11 protein-coding genes and 4 tRNA genes are annotated in these 14756 nt (G+C 54.6%); 5 read left to right on the top strand and 10 right to left on the bottom strand.

Annotation, left to right across the window (positions count from 1 at the left end):
• Window positions 1-192: 192 nt before the first annotated feature.
• From murA to V5S80_RS08600, 4 genes are all read right to left on the bottom strand, one after another.
• Window positions 193-1473, bottom strand: a complete 1281-nt coding sequence (gene murA / locus V5S80_RS08615; protein WP_395170367.1) for a UDP-N-acetylglucosamine 1-carboxyvinyltransferase — start codon at window positions 1471-1473, stop codon at window positions 193-195.
• A gap of 114 nt (window positions 1474-1587) precedes the next feature.
• Complete coding sequence (ramA, locus tag V5S80_RS08610) at window positions 1588-2430, bottom strand: acetate metabolism transcriptional regulator RamA (RefSeq protein ID WP_395170351.1); 843 nt, start codon at window positions 2428-2430, stop codon at window positions 1588-1590.
• Window positions 2431-2970: 540 nt separating this feature from the next.
• The gene (locus tag V5S80_RS08605) at window positions 2971-3516 is read right to left on the bottom strand and encodes a DUF2505 family protein (protein WP_395170350.1); all 546 of its coding nucleotides are present in this window, start codon (window positions 3514-3516) and stop codon (window positions 2971-2973) included.
• Between the two features lie 89 nt (window positions 3517-3605).
• On the bottom strand, window positions 3606-4523 hold the full coding sequence (locus V5S80_RS08600; protein WP_395170349.1) for an enoyl-CoA hydratase-related protein: 918 nt from the start codon (window positions 4521-4523) through the stop codon (window positions 3606-3608).
• 333 nt (window positions 4524-4856) lie between these two features.
• On the opposite strand from V5S80_RS08600, the gene cysK reads away from it, so the two are divergent.
• Both cysK and epsC read left to right on the top strand, forming a co-directional pair.
• Window positions 4857-5795 carry a cysteine synthase A gene (gene cysK / locus V5S80_RS08595; protein WP_395170348.1) on the top strand — a complete coding sequence of 313 codons (939 nt, stop codon included), beginning with the start codon at window positions 4857-4859 and terminating at the stop codon, window positions 5793-5795.
• A gap of 120 nt (window positions 5796-5915) precedes the next feature.
• Window positions 5916-6536 (top strand): serine O-acetyltransferase EpsC, encoded by a 621-nt coding sequence (gene epsC / locus V5S80_RS08590; protein ID WP_395170347.1) that lies wholly within the window; start codon window positions 5916-5918, stop codon window positions 6534-6536.
• Between the two features lie 134 nt (window positions 6537-6670).
• Here the strand turns inward: epsC and V5S80_RS08585 are convergent.
• Together V5S80_RS08585 and V5S80_RS08580 are read right to left on the bottom strand one after the other, a co-directional pair.
• Window positions 6671-6743 (bottom strand) — tRNA-Phe (locus V5S80_RS08585).
• Between the two features lie 232 nt (window positions 6744-6975).
• Window positions 6976-7049: transfer RNA gene (locus V5S80_RS08580), tRNA-Asp, on the bottom strand.
• Window positions 7050-7360: 311 nt separating this feature from the next.
• Here V5S80_RS08580 and V5S80_RS08575 point away from each other — a divergent pair.
• Together V5S80_RS08575 and V5S80_RS08570 are read left to right on the top strand one after the other, a co-directional pair.
• The gene (locus tag V5S80_RS08575) at window positions 7361-8776 is read left to right on the top strand and encodes an MFS transporter (RefSeq protein WP_395170346.1); all 1416 of its coding nucleotides are present in this window, start codon (window positions 7361-7363) and stop codon (window positions 8774-8776) included.
• Window positions 8773-9855 carry a glycerophosphodiester phosphodiesterase family protein gene (locus V5S80_RS08570; protein WP_395170345.1) on the top strand — a complete coding sequence of 361 codons (1083 nt, stop codon included), beginning with the start codon at window positions 8773-8775 and terminating at the stop codon, window positions 9853-9855. The genes V5S80_RS08575 and V5S80_RS08570 overlap by 4 nt, the downstream gene beginning before the upstream one ends.
• Window positions 9856-9974: 119 nt before the next feature.
• Here the strand turns inward: V5S80_RS08570 and V5S80_RS08565 are convergent.
• From V5S80_RS08565 to V5S80_RS08550, 4 genes are all read right to left on the bottom strand, one after another.
• Window positions 9975-10047, bottom strand: a tRNA-Glu gene (locus tag V5S80_RS08565).
• 130 nt (window positions 10048-10177) lie between these two features.
• Window positions 10178-11344 carry an MFS transporter gene (locus V5S80_RS08560; RefSeq protein ID WP_395170344.1) on the bottom strand — a complete coding sequence of 389 codons (1167 nt, stop codon included), beginning with the start codon at window positions 11342-11344 and terminating at the stop codon, window positions 10178-10180.
• Between the two features lie 211 nt (window positions 11345-11555).
• Window positions 11556-11628: transfer RNA gene (locus V5S80_RS08555), tRNA-Lys, on the bottom strand.
• Window positions 11629-11801: 173 nt separating this feature from the next.
• Entirely contained in the window at window positions 11802-13316 is a 1515-nt protein-coding gene (locus V5S80_RS08550) for an acetyl-CoA hydrolase/transferase family protein (protein WP_395170343.1), read from the bottom strand.
• Between the two features lie 320 nt (window positions 13317-13636).
• Between V5S80_RS08550 and dusB the strand changes: the two genes are divergently transcribed.
• A complete protein-coding gene (dusB, locus tag V5S80_RS08545; protein WP_395170366.1) occupies window positions 13637-14740 on the top strand; it encodes a tRNA dihydrouridine synthase DusB in 1104 nt (367 codons plus the stop codon).
• Window positions 14741-14756 lie beyond the last annotated feature (16 nt).

The following is a 14756-nucleotide window of genomic DNA, read 5'->3' as shown; positions in this document are numbered from 1 at the left end:
CAACGACGAGACAAAACACTACACACCCCACCCACACACCACAAACCCCCAGCACACACCACAAAAACACACACCAACACAGACATGCACGAGACACACCAAGGCGACAAGAAGCGCCCCCTAGGGGTGGGCGCTTCTTGTCAGCCCATCCCGGGGGCTGCGGGACGCAATCAAGTCACCGTCCCAGACATGTCATTCCGCCGTCGAATCATGGTGAATACGCTCAACCCCCGCTCCAAGTTCAGTCAGCGTCTCCACAAAATCCGGGTACCCACGATCAATGTGATACACATCGTTCACCTCAGTCGTCCCGTCCGCACAGAGACCAGCAAGGACCAACCCAGCTCCAGCCCGAATGTCAGAACTCCAGACCGGAGCAGACGACAAATCCCCCACACCGCGAATCATCACGTGATGACCATCGATATAGGCATCCGCCCCCAGACGCGTCATTTCATCGACAAATCGGAAGCGTGACTCAAAAACATTCTCGGTAATCACCGACGTCCCTTCCGACACCACACACAAGGCAATCGCCATAGGCTGGAGATCGGTCGGGAAACCAGGGAAGGGAAGCGTCTGATAGTCAACGGCCTTCGGACGCTGATTCTGCACAACGCGGAACCCCGTCGCATAGGTTTCCACCTCCGCACCAGCGCTCTTTATTTTCTCCAATACGAGATGAAGCGACGACGGGTCAATACCACCGACAGTGATGTCTCCCTGGGTAATCGCGGCAGCATAAGCCCACGTTCCTGCCACAATCCGGTCACCAATCACATCATGACGCACCGGATCCAAACGGCGTACACCTTCAACAGTAATCGTGTTCGATCCCGCACCAGATATCTTGGCGCCCATCTCAGACAACATCGCGCACAAGTCCACAATCTCAGGTTCACGAGCCGCATTATCTAGAACAGTAGTCCCCTCCGCGAGAACCGCCGCGGTCACAATATTTTCCGTCGCTCCTACAGATGGAAAATCAAGCTTGATCGAGGCACCATGCAAGCTATTAGCCTCACACACCACACAACCATGCTCAATCCTCGTGGTCGCCCCCAACTTCTCAAGACCACTTTGATGCATATCCAACGGGCGCGATCCGATGGCATCACCGCCCGGCAGAGCCACCACAGCCCGATGACTCCGGGCTGTCAACGGCCCCAACACACAGACCGACGCACGAAACTTACGCACAGCGTCAAAATCCGCATCACTCGTCACTGACTCGGGAACAGTGATGTAGACGGTCGAGCCATCTAACACCACTCGACAACCCAATCCCCGCAACACATCAGCCATATACGGGACATCAGCAATCTCTGGACAATTCGTCAGCACCGTTGTCCCTTCAGCCAACAGCGCTGCCCCCATCAACTTCAAAACACTATTCTTCGCCCCCGCGACACGCACCTGCCCTTGCAACCGGGCTCCGCCAGTCACCTTGAAACTATCGTTCCTGGATTTCACGTCACTCACACCTACAAGGTTAAACAAGCATGAGGATCAATGTGCACAAACATATTTACGCAGGAGAAACACAAGGAACAATTGTCAGTATAAGCAGGTGTCAGTCAATGACACTCACGGAAGAGCCCCAATACGACGAGCAGCATTTACCGCCTCATACCGGGTGTGAGCACCCAACTTACGCATCACCGAACGCAAATAACTCTTGACTGTCTCAGCCCCAATGCCCATTTCTTCGGCAGCCTCAACATTGGTGTGCCCCAACGCTACACACGCCAAAACATCCAATTCACGCGCAGAGAGCTTTGTCGTCTGCTTAACACGGACCGGCTGAACCATCTGGTCACACAGCTGCTCAAGCTCGAGGCGAAGGTCATCGGATTCAACACGATTAGCCAACATTCGAAGCTTCGAGTGAGTCGACCGCACCTGCTCCCACTCCGCGCCATTCATCAATCGGCCCGTCTTAGCCCCGCCCCCACGACTGGGATCAGCACGACGAAAAGCGTCGCCGATCGCCAAATCCTGCTCCAGCGTACGCGCCGTCATGGTCACTTCCTCGAGGACCTTATCTCCCAAACGGACCGGCGAATGGACCCCCACATACAACACTCCACGAAGATCGCGCGACACGATGATCGGCACGGCAACCACCGAATGCAAACCTTCGTCCTGAATAGCACGATCATGCTCGTGAGAAATTACTTTTGCCCGGGTGTAATCACTAACGCCGACTGGACGACGAGTAGTCACAACGCGACCACCGACACCAGTGCCCGCATCGATCGTAAGATTGTGCAAAGCCGGCGTACGAAGCCCGACCCACGCGTTGATCTTCAACCTGTTGTCTGTCTCAATCGCGCCATACATGGTCACGGGAATCCCGGTGGCGTTCTTTAACGAGGCAAGTGCTCGCCGAACGGCCTCACCATCGTCTTTGTATCGTAGTGCGTCCACGAATGCCCTCCTGTATCCCCCACCGGGTTACACCCGATGGGGGCAAAATCACGCTTCGAACTTCACTATAAAGCCACGAAATTGGCCTACAAAATGACACTCGGTGACAAATGAGAGGGCTAAACACCGCTTCAACCGTCGTGAACAGGCCTTTCGTAGTGTGGCCAGGTTACGCACAGGTATCGAATTGTGAATTTTCTCTCACAGCAATAGCTAAACTTTCTCACATTTTTCAGTAATGACACCCCCGCACTACCGCCATGGATGGTCGAATCCGCGACACAGGCTCAACATTTTTACACCTATTAACCTGGTGTTATACTTATTTTATAAGCAACTCTAACCAATGGCGGGTTGCCAATACCCGCAACCCATCTCACAAAAGGTGGATCGCCGAGCATCGCCACGTAATGTCACAAACCTTTACCCCGATACATCAATGGACACCGTAAAGGGGGGCCCAAACGGACTAAAACCAAAGATCGAAACCTACGGTTCCGTTGTTTTCCTCCATGGCACCCCCACGTGCGCCTGTTAAGGTTATTCTCCCCATGTCTGTGCAACCAGAGAATTAATCCGGTCAATAGTTTTATCCAAAGAAGAGCCCAAACTTGCCACGATTCTTTTCTCAAGTTTCCGCCCAAACATAGGAATACGGGACTTCGCAACAGCCGTCGCCTCAACATGACAACTCTGATAAAGCAAACCCGTCCCGTCACTCCCCTCATTCGATGCTGAATAGTGGAAAGTAATATTTACCGTCCCGCTATTTCCCGGTAACAACGCCTCACTCTCAATACGAAACGAGTTCTCTTTCAGCGGAAAGACCGTACTTACCTGCGTCATCCGCAGCGCCTTCGGCTCAGCATCACGCCCGGCCCCCTCCGGGGGACTTATCATGCGCTCAGCGGTCGTCTCCGAGAACACCGATCCGTCATCACGTTCTTCATAACGTGAGTCAACAATCACCACTTCCTGTTCCGAGACTCCGCCGCTATACAGCAAGAACTCCTCGCTCCGACAAATCTCGTACACGCGCTCAATCGGCTGGGCACAATCACGTTGCTCCGTGTTCGACGCACTCATACCTTAAATTCTTCCATGACACCATTCATGAACGAGCGCCCCTACACCACAAACCACAATGTCGGGTACCAACCGCTGCCAGCTCGCCACTACTCCTCCGCTGCCAGGCCGTCGCCCAAACCACTAGGGATACAGTTTTCATGGTGCTCCCACAACGGCTGCCGCTTATCGACAAATGCCGCCATCCCTTCCTTCTGATCTGCCGTCGCAAACAAACTATAGAAACTTTCCCTCTCCGCCCGAAGCCCCTCAGCCAATGAGGTTTCAAACGCACGATCCACAGCATTCGCTGCCGCACGAAGCGCTGTCGCACTGAATCCAGCCACCGTAGCCGCCACCTCAGCAACATCATCACGGAATGAATCAACAGGGAACACACGCGACACCAACCCACAACGTTCCGCTTCATCGGCACGCATGGGACGACCAGTGAGTACCATGTCCATCGCTTTCGCCTTACCAATAGCGCGCGTCAAACGCTGAGTGCCACCCAAACCGGGAATTATTCCCAACGTGATTTCCGGCTGACCAAACTGGGCCGTCTCCGACGCCAGCACAATATCCCCGATCATCGCCAACTCACACCCACCACCGAGCGCATAGCCCGAGACTGCAGTAATGATGGGAGTGTCAACCTCTCGAAGGCGGTCAAGCTCGCCAAACATACGCTGTTTCCGAATCTCCGGAAAAGTACGCTCCCTCATCTCTTTAATATCGGCCCCCGCAGCGAAGGCCTTATCCGAACCCGTAATAACAATCACGCCCACCGAAGGATCCGAGTCAAGCACCTCAACAGCGTCCACCAACTCACGAACCAAGACCTCATTGAGCGCATTAAGAGCATCCGGACGGTTCAGCGTCACCGTAGCGACCCTGCCTTCACGGACAACCACGACAGTCTCAAAGCCGACCGCCCCGGCGTTCCCTGATACCTCACCAACAACGGCCTGACCATCCTCGGATACCGACTGGTTATTACTTGGGCAATCGCTTCTGGCTGTACTCATTACATCCTCAATTCTTGTCATTGACTTGCCTCGGTCGATATATGATCTCGACACCCCACATTCCACGAGAGCTAAAACCCGACATCCTGGTGTGAGGTAATGGGCGAGTGTCACAACGATGGTAGCGCGAGGGTCCGCAGCCTGGGGCGCCAACGACAAGGACTATCCAGATTCCACGATAGACTGCCCAGTCTATTTGTTTTGAGGAAGAAAGCGTACACTTGCGATCGTCGGGCTGCTGTGCCCGGCATTTCCGCAGCGTGAGAACAGAAATTTCACGCCACACCATAGCACCCAATACCAATAAAACATCCAAGAAATGGAGAGCTCACCATGCCCAAAATCTACGACAATATTTCCGAACTCGTCGGTAATACACCGCTAGTCCGCCTCAACACCCTCACCGACGGACTCGACGCCACCGTCCTTGTCAAACTCGAGTATTACAACCCCGCAAACTCCGTTAAAGACCGCATCGGGGCCGCCATCGTCGACGCAGCCGAAGCTGATGGTTCACTCACACCAGGCGGCACAATCATCGAAGCAACCTCTGGGAACACCGGCATCGCCCTCGCTATGGTCGGCGCCGCACGCGGGTACAAAGTCATCCTCACCATGCCAGAATCCATGTCAAAGGAACGGCGTGCCATCCTCCGCGCCCTCGGAGCTGAACTCGTCCTCACCCCGCCCCCCTCAGGCATGCAAGGCGCCGTCGACAAAGCTCAAGAACTCGCCGATACCACCGACAACTCCATCTTGGCCTCACAATTCACCAACGCCTCCAACCCCACGAAGCACTACGACACCACCGGCCCTGAAATCTGGAACGACACAGATGGCAACGTCGATATTTTCGTTGCTGGCGTCGGCACCGGAGGAACGATCAGCGGCGCAGGAGCCTACCTCAAAGAACACAACAACGACGTCACCATCATCGGCGTAGAACCCTCCGACTCCCCGCTCCTTACGGAAGGACGCGCAGGATCCCACAAAATCCAAGGTATCGGAACCAACTTCTACCCCGAAACCCTCAATCGGGACATCCTCGACAAAGTCGTGACCGTGAGCTTCAACGACGCAGTCTCCACAGCGCAAGCAACAGCCGCCAAAGAAGGCATCCTCGGAGGCATCTCCTCCGGAGGCAACATCTGGGCTGCTCTCCAAGAAGCGAAAAAACCAGAAAACGCAGGAAAAACCATCGTCACCGTCGTCTGCGACTTCGGTGAACGCTACATCTCCACTCCCCTGTTCGAAGGACTCCGCGACGAGTAACACCACATCCACTCGACGCGCCACCCCTCACTCGCACTCGCAGCCAGCCACCACACATACCAACGGGCAGATGGGAGCCACCATCTGCCCGTTTCGTACACAACAGGTAGTGTTCTCCACATGCTCGGTTCGATCATGACAACTCTCAAAGAGGATCTTCGCAACGCCCGCGAACACGATCCCGCAGCCCGAGGAGATGCCGAAAACGCCCTCGTATACTCCGGACTCCACGCAATTTGGGCATACCGAGTAGCACACTGTTGGTGGACGCATGGCTGGAAAGGACCAGCCCGCATACTGTCACAAATCACACGATTCTTCACAGGAATCGAAATCCACCCCGGAGCAACAATCGGACGACGATTCTTCATTGATCACGGTATGGGCGTCGTCATTGGAGAAACCACCGAAATTGGCGACGGAGTCATGCTCTACCACGGGGTCACACTCGGTGGCCAAGTCCTCACCCAAACAAAACGACACCCCACCCTCGGCGACAATGTCACCGTCGGAGCAGGAGCAAAAGTACTTGGCCCCATCACAATCGGCGCCAACACAGCAATAGGTGCGAACGCGGTCGTCACCAAAAGCGTGCCCGCAGACTGCATTGCTGTCGGAATCCCTGCAACATGCCGACACCGCCAAGGATCCGAATGTGTCAAACTTGTCGACCCCGACACCTACGTAGCAGAGCCAGATACCGCCCTCCGAAGTACAACACACGACTCAGAAGAGCACTAGAAGCACAGCCCCCAAGCATCAGCACCACGGCTGTGCCGTGCATGCTCAGCGCCCACTTTTGACGTCCACATGCCGGCCATAACCTACCCAAAACAAAACCCCTACCTCATACACAGATGAAGTAGGGGTCAATGTGGCCAGAGCCGGGATCGAACCGGCGACCTTTCACTTTTCAGGCGAACGCTCTCCCGACTGAGCTATCTGGCCACCACGTCAGCCCAGGTTAACCGGGCTTCACGCACGAGACGATACTTTACCTGGATCGCAAGAAAGAACGCAAATATCCCCAGAGCCAGCGTTTTAAGGGAACCTAGCCGAGGAACATGACGACTGAATTGCCTCGCACTACGGCATCTCACAGCAACGAGCACTCTCCGTACTCAAATATTTCTTAAGAAATACAAAAATCGGCCGGACTAAAAATCCGGCCGATCTCTTGCGACCCTGACGGGACTTGAACCCGCGACCTCCGCCGTGACAGGGCGGCGCGCTAACCAACTGCGCCACAGGGCCATCAACACATTCAGAAGAATGATTGTCAATGATGTTCAGCCACTCACTGTCGGAGCCGCTCGAACGAGATAGAACTCTACACAGAACGATAAATGACCACAAATCACCACGTCAATGCCTATTTTCATGAAACATGACAACAATGCAAGCGACCCACACCGACACACTTTCCACAACCTACGGAACCGTCGACCCCCATCGACGCCACCATACCCATTCGGGGGATATATACAGATCCCTGACCTCGTATAATGCAAACCTTTGCCAGGTGAGGATATCTCCATCGATCACGCTATCGCATAATATTTTGCGTGTCACAAGAGAAAAAGGCGCGCCGATTGTCCTTCCGCGCACTTCCGCCACAACCCTTGCTCCCCGCAGACGACATTGCCCATAAATATCCACGGCTTCGCCTCCAAGTATTCATGGGAATATTCATCGGCTATGCAGGCTTCTACCTCGTACGAAACAACATTTCGCCAGTAGCAGCACTCATCAAAAATGATGGCATCCTCGATACTGTCGCCATCGGCATCATCGCCAACGCAGTATATATTTCCTACGGCCTATCCAAATTCATGATGGCCACACTTTCTGACCGAGCAAACGCACGCCTCTTCATGCCACTTGGCCTCGCTCTCTCAGGCATCACCAACATCTTGCTAGGTACCATCCCAGCACTCCACGCCACCGTCGCCATCTTCACCCTCGTGATGTTCATCAACGGATGGTTCCAAGGAATGGGATGGCCCCCATCCGGCCGAGCTCTCGTCCACTGGTTCTCAACAACAGAACGCGGATGGAAAACTGCCATCTGGAACTGCGCCCACAACGTCGGCGGCGCAGGCGTCGGCATGTCAATTGCGTGGGCCCTATCCCTCACCGGTGGCCAATGGGAATCAGCCTTCTGGCTCCCCGGCATCATGTCACTTATCGTTGCCCTCATCGCCTTCCTCCTCATCAGAGATACTCCTGAGTCCGAAGGACTCCCTCCCATCGAGGAATACCGAAACGACCCAGCCAAAACCGACGCTATCGACAACAAAGAAATCGCTCGCCAATCACCACTCACCATCATCTGGCGACACATCCTCACCAACCGAGTCATGGTGCTCCTGGCGTTAGCCAACATATTCATCTACGTTCTCCGGTACGGCGTCCTCAGCTGGACCCCCGTCTACCTCCACGACATTCACGGCGCCAGCCTCAACGGATCGATCGCAGGATTCTCCACCTTCGAGATCGCAGGAATCGTAGGCACACTTATATGCGGCTGGGTCACCGACAAGGTCTTCCGCGGCTACCGCACTAGCACAGGTATCCTTTTCCTCAGCGCAGTTGCCGCCTGCACCCTGGCCTACTGGCTCGTACCTCACAACTCACCATTGTGGATTCCTCTACTTCTCGTCAGCCTGATCGGTGGACTCATCTACGGCCCTGTCATGCTCATCGGCCTCCAGGCCATCGACCTCGCTCCACGAAATATCGCTGGTACCGCCGCCGGATTCACCGGACTCATGGGATATGTCGTCGGCGCCACTCTTGCCTCAACCGGAATCGGCTTTATCATCAAACACTGGGGATGGAATGCCACATTCATCTTCCTACTCATCTGCGCAATCGCCGCGATTGCTTTAATTGCCGGCGTCGGCAAGCACGAAAAATTGTTGATGAGACAACACAACAAGGCCAACACCCACCCCACAAGCCAAGGAACAGAGTCATGAGACCTCCCCGAACACGCCTCTACACCGCGGCACTCCTCCTCGCCACAGTCGGAGTGCTCAGCGCATGCAACCACCCCCCAAAGAGCGGCAACCATGCTAGCTCATCAGCATCCGAGACAGCATCACCGTCCGCCGACCACAACGGCGGAAACCACGTCGATCTCGCAAGCTTCGACCTTCAAGCACACCGCGGAGGCCGCGGCGAAAACACGGAGGAATCGCGACAAGCATTCCACACCGCCATCAAAGAGGGTGTCCGAACCCTCGAAATGGACATCGTTCTCACCAGAGACGGGATCCCCGCGGTATGGCATGATCCGCAGATCAAAGATGAAAAATGCTCCGACACCCACCCCGCCACGCCAAACGACCCCCAATTCCCCTATGTTGGAAAAAACGTCCACGATCTCACCTGGGATCAAATCAATACCCTGACGTGCAATAAAAAACTGAAAGACTTCCCTGACCAAAAAGTAGCTCCCGACAACCACATCCTCAGCCTCAACGAGGTCTTCGAACTGGTCAAACACCAAGGCGCGGACGTTCGCTACAACATCGAGACAAAAATTGAGGCAGACAAACGGGACGAATCTGCCACACCCGAAGAGTTTGTTACCACCATCATGGAAGTCATCGACCACTACGATCTTCGAGACAAGGTGACCATTCAGAGTTTCGACTGGCGATCACTCAAATTCCTGAAAGAGCACCACCCCAATGTGCCCTTAGCTGCGCTCTACGACGAAACAACGTGGAAGAAAAATTCGCCCTGGCTGTCGGGCTACAGCTACGAGAAGTACAACGGCGACGCGCTCACAGCAATCCAAGCCCTCGGCGCACAGTTCGCCTCGCCAGGCTACGCTCAGCCATACGACACCACAGTGGGCAACAAGGATTTCCACCCCGTTGCTGACCGCGCATACGTAGAAAAAGCCCACGGAATGAACATCAAAGTACTCCCGTGGACAGTCAACGATGCCGCAACAATGAAATACTTCATTGATAATGCAGGCGTCGACGGGCTCATCACCGACTACCCCCAGCGCGCGCACGACGTCATCAACGCTCTACACCAATAAAGCAGGATCCTAGGGATTCGTTCACACACCCGCATCAGAGCGATCCCTAGAAACCACAGCACACGACGGCAACAAAACAAGACCCCTACCTGACAACGAGCAGGCAGGGGTCTAACTTGTACTCTCAACGGGGTTCGAACCCGTGTTGCCGCCGTGAAAGGGCGGAGTCCTAGGCCACTAGACGATGAGAGCACATCACCATCGACACAATAACATACGACGAATACGCATGACATTTGCCTTCAGCGGTGCACACAGACTACGTGAAGCACCTACCCTTCACAAAATCGCCAGGTAAGCGACCACATTCACACAGGAACAATCACAGTGGCCAACGATCCACAGAGGTGGACGCAGCTGCCATCATGATGACAGCAACCACCCCCCAACCAACAGCTGTTAACGGCAACGACCCTACCCCACCCGCAGACAGAGAAACACCACCAACAGCAGCACCAATCGATACACCAAGATACGTCCCCGACGTATTCAACGCGAGAGCCTGAGGCGCCACCGACCCAGCCACCATGCACAAACGAGCCTGAATAGCTGGAGCATTCCAAAAAGCCAAGCCACCCCACACCGCCACGATAACCACAATGAGCAAAAACGGAACCGGACGGACCACCCATAGCCCCCACAAAAGAAACATCACAACAATGATTCCCATCATGCCGACGAGCAGCGTTCGATCCGCTCCCCACCGATCGGTCACGATACCGCCCATCCACATCCCCAGTACCCCAGCAACACCAGACACGCTGAATGCCAAGGCGCGCCCATTAACACCACCTGAGCTCGTGGCTTCAAGATAGGGGGCAAGGTAGGTCAACATCATCATCGAGCCCGTCATCAATGCACAGTTCGCCAACAATCCACATGAAATAGGCCGAGACCTCACCACCCGAAGCTGATCCCGAAAGGAAACCACCTCCTGACCACAATCACCAGACGGAAGCGTACGCAGTACCGCAACAAGAACCGCTAACCCCAACAATGCAACAGCGGCGAAGCATGCACGCCACCCCAGATGCCCACCAATCCACGTGCCCACCGGAACTCCGGCAGCAACCGAGCCTGTCACCCCCAACGACACAATCCCGATGTAACGGCCAGTTTTGTCCGCGGGAGCATGATCAGCAGTAAAAGCGAACACAGCAGGAGTCAGTGCTGCCGCCACCACCGCAGCACAAACTCTCAACACCAGCAAAAAAGGATATGACGCCACCACCACAGCCACACCATTTGCACACGTAAACAAACACAGCCCTGCCACGAATAAACGCCGCCTGGGCACTCGTGCCACAACAACTGCAGCTATCGGCGAGACAACCGCGACCGTCAATGAAAATGCAGAAACAAGTTGCCCCGCATGAGATTCACTCACACCCAGATCAGCCGCCAATTCTGGAAGAATCCCAGCAATCACATAATCATCGGTATACAACACAAATCCTGCAGCAAGTAGCGCATAGAGCCACGCTGGCATCAGATTCTCCTCCCGTGTTCATACGGCTATAACACGACCGCGAGAAATACGTGATGAAAATGGTAACGCCCAGCCACATCCGCGACGCTCGTTTCCGTATTCTCGGAAGAAACTAGGCACAGCGGTGACAGCATCCACAGATCACCCACCGTCGAGGAGCACATGACAACGCACAAAACCCCTCCACCATGTCTGGTGGAGGGGCATTCAGTGGGCCCTCCGGGGCTCGAACCCGGGACCTGCGGATTAAAAGTCCGTAGCTCTACCAACTGAGCTAAAGGCCCAACACACAACGAAACCTGTACAACCTATCGCCACGCAAACACGTCGCAATGCGCCATAGATGCACCATACACAGGTGCTACACACAAGTTTGAATGTGCGTTAGATAGTATAGATCATGACGCCCGACGGCTGGCAAACGGCCTGGAGAACCCCCCAACCACGCTTGTCAATCCTATTTTTCCGGCATCATAGAGCCCGTCTCCAAGAAACGGGTATGGAACGAAAGTGCCTCACGCAAATCATGTGGAGTATGTAAACCAGAAGAGACTTTCTCTGCCCGCTCCACATACTCCAACAACAACTCACGGTAATCTGGGTGAGCACAGTTCTCAATAATCTTCCGCGACCGCTGACGGGGAGCAAGCCCACGAAGATCCGCAAGCCCCTGCTCGGTAATAAGGACATCAACATCATGTTCAGCATGGTCAACATGCGAGACCATAGGAACGATGGCAGAGATCGCCCCACCCTTCGCGCGGGACGGTGACACAAAACAAGAAACAAATGCGTTACGTGCGAAATCACCAGACCCTCCAATCCCATTCATCATGGTGGACCCGGTGATATGCGTCGAATTAACATTCCCGTAAATATCCGCCTCAATCATGCCATTACACGCAATCACACCAAGACGTCGGATAACCTCCGCATTATTCGTAATTTCCTGCGGACGAAGCACAATCTTCTTTGCATAATCAGCCGCAGACTCATTCACCCGATGCGCATACTCTGGCGACAACGAGAAAGCCGTCGCCGACGCCACCGCCATGGTTCCTTGGTCCAACAGATCGACCATTCCGTCCTGAATAACCTCAGTATATGACGTGATCTGACGATACGGGCCATCACCAAGCCCAGCGAGAACAGCATTCGCAACATTGCCAACACCCGACTGTATCGGAAGCAAATCCCTATTCAGCCTGCCGGCCTTCACTTCCCCATCCAAGAAATCCAGCAAATAGTCCGCAATCCGCTTGGAATCATCATCAATAGGCTTAAACGGGGAATTTCGGTCAGGCCCATCGGTCTCAACAACCGCAACAACTTTGTCGATATCCAAATCTATATATGTTTTTCCAATCCGATCCCCTGGATCAGTGATCGGAATCGGCTGACGATTCGGCAACTGCCCATAGCTCCAAATGTCATGCATCCCCTCAAGGTTTTCGTCCTGCCACGAATTCACCTCAATAATGACCTTCTTGGCATTACGCAGGTAATTCACAGAACACCCCACCGACGAGGACGGAATAATCGACCCGTCTTCCCGAATCCGCACAGCCTCCACAACGGCAACATCCGTCGGGCCAAAAAACCCCTGATCAGTCAGGGTACCAGGATCAGAAAGGTGAAGATCAGTAAAATATGTATCCCCAGCGTTAATACGCTTACGCAACGTAGGATCAGACTGAAACGGCATACGCCAATTGATCCCATTGACCTCAGCAAGCGCACCATCAAATTCTGGAGCAGTCGAAGCACCAGTCATAACGTTAACTTTGAACTCGTCACCACGATCGTGCGCAGCCTTGATACGACGCGCAAGCGCCTCCGGAACAGCTTTGGGGTAACCAGCCCCGGTGAAGCCGCTACACCCGAGTTGATCCCCGGGATTAATCTGGGAAGCAGCTTCATCAGCGGTCATAATACGACCACGCAGCTTCGAGTTAGCTATCCGTCCTGACATATCCTTCTCCTCTACGTCCTCCGAGCGCCGGTCTCCTGCGAGGCCACGACACAACATGCGCCGATAACACGGTGCCCACCTGAACAACGACCGCTCAGTGACACCGACCACAATCGACGTACATTTTCACATCTTCCATGCCACGTCACAATAGCGGGGGACCACCAAGCCCCACCCCACACCATCATGCTCGAACAGCTCCGCGCGCCTCACTTGGTACCACACTCACCCCCATTTACACTGGCACGGTGATTTCTGGATCCCGTACACCTCTTCAGATCGGCCCCATTACCCTGTCCTCTCCCGTCATCCTCGCACCCATGGCGGGGGTAACAAACGTAGCCTTCCGCCTACTATGCCGTGAACTTGAAAAGGAAAAAACCGGCACCACATCCGGGCTGTATGTCTGCGAAATGGTCACAGCACGCGCACTCGTCGAACGAAACGAAAAAACGCTACACATGACCACCTTCGCCCCAGAAGAAACCCCACGCAGCCTCCAGCTCTACACCACCGACCCCACGTGGACCTTTGAAGCAGCACGTATGATCGCCAACGAAAACCTCGCCGACCATATTGATATGAACTTCGGCTGCCCCGTACCAAAAGTCACCCGACGCGGCGGAGGGGCAGCTCTTCCCTTCAAACGTCGTCTCTTTGGCAATATCGTCGCCGCTGCCGTCCGAGGCGTCGAAGGAACAAACATCCCAATCACCGTCAAAATGCGGACCGGTATCGACGATGACCACCTCACCTACTTAGACGCAGGTGCCATCGCCGCAGCAGAAGGCGCCCAAGCTGTAGCTTTACACGCCCGAACCGCAGCACAACGATACTCAGGAACCGCTGACTGGAATCACATCGGGGAACTCAAAGAACACTTGTCCGACACCGGAGTTCCCGTTTTAGGAAACGGCGACATTTTTAAAGCAACTGACGCAGCACACATGATGAACCAGACAGGTTGCGATGGGGTCGTCGTCGGGCGCGGCTGCCTCGGGAGACCATGGCTATTCGCAGAACTATCTGCAGCCCTCCATGGTCAACCTCTCCCCAAACAACCAACATTCGCACAAGTCTGCACCATTATTGTGCGCCATACACGCTTATTAGCAGCGCATTCAGGTGAATCCACCGCATGCCGAGACATACGCAAACACATGGGCTGGTATCTACGTGGATACCCCGCAGGATCTGAACTGCGCCAAAAAATTATGCAGATATCAAGTATCACCGAATTGACCCATATCCTCGACACAGCAATGGCTGACCCCACAGTAGCAACCGCTCTCCCCAACGACGCAGACGGTGCTCGTGGCAGACAAGGTTCCGCAAAAGCCGTGACGCTGCCTGACGGCTGGCTCAACGACCCCGATGACCGAACCGTCCCCGTCGGTGCAGACATCATGCACTCTGGGGGATAAACAGATACCACACGAC

Origin of the sequence: Corynebacterium sp. PCR 32, from assembly GCF_037464985.1 — a bacterium.
Lineage (GTDB): Bacteria > Actinomycetota > Actinomycetes > Mycobacteriales > Mycobacteriaceae > Corynebacterium > Corynebacterium kroppenstedtii_D.
The sequence above is the reverse complement of the archived record's forward strand: the minus strand, read 5'-3'. Positions and strand labels throughout refer to the sequence as shown.

Bases quoted from the DNA above. Each gene is read 5' to 3' on its own strand.
- V5S80_RS08550 (WP_395170343.1), bottom strand. From the start codon at position 13,316: ATGTCAGGACGGATAGCTAACTCGAAGCTGCGTGGTCGTATTATGACC.
- V5S80_RS08570 (WP_395170345.1), top strand. From the start codon at position 8,773: ATGAGACCTCCCCGAACACGCCTCTACACCGCGGCACTCCTCCTCGCC.
- cysK (WP_395170348.1), top strand. From the start codon at position 4,857: ATGCCCAAAATCTACGACAATATTTCCGAACTCGTCGGTAATACACCG.
- epsC (WP_395170347.1), top strand. From the start codon at position 5,916: ATGCTCGGTTCGATCATGACAACTCTCAAAGAGGATCTTCGCAACGCC.
- V5S80_RS08605 (WP_395170350.1), bottom strand. From the start codon at position 3,516: ATGAGTGCGTCGAACACGGAGCAACGTGATTGTGCCCAGCCGATTGAG.
- V5S80_RS08560 (WP_395170344.1), bottom strand. From the start codon at position 11,344: ATGCCAGCGTGGCTCTATGCGCTACTTGCTGCAGGATTTGTGTTGTAT.
- dusB (WP_395170366.1), top strand. From the start codon at position 13,637: ATGGCGGGGGTAACAAACGTAGCCTTCCGCCTACTATGCCGTGAACTT.
- V5S80_RS08600 (WP_395170349.1), bottom strand. From the start codon at position 4,523: ATGAGTACAGCCAGAAGCGATTGCCCAAGTAATAACCAGTCGGTATCC.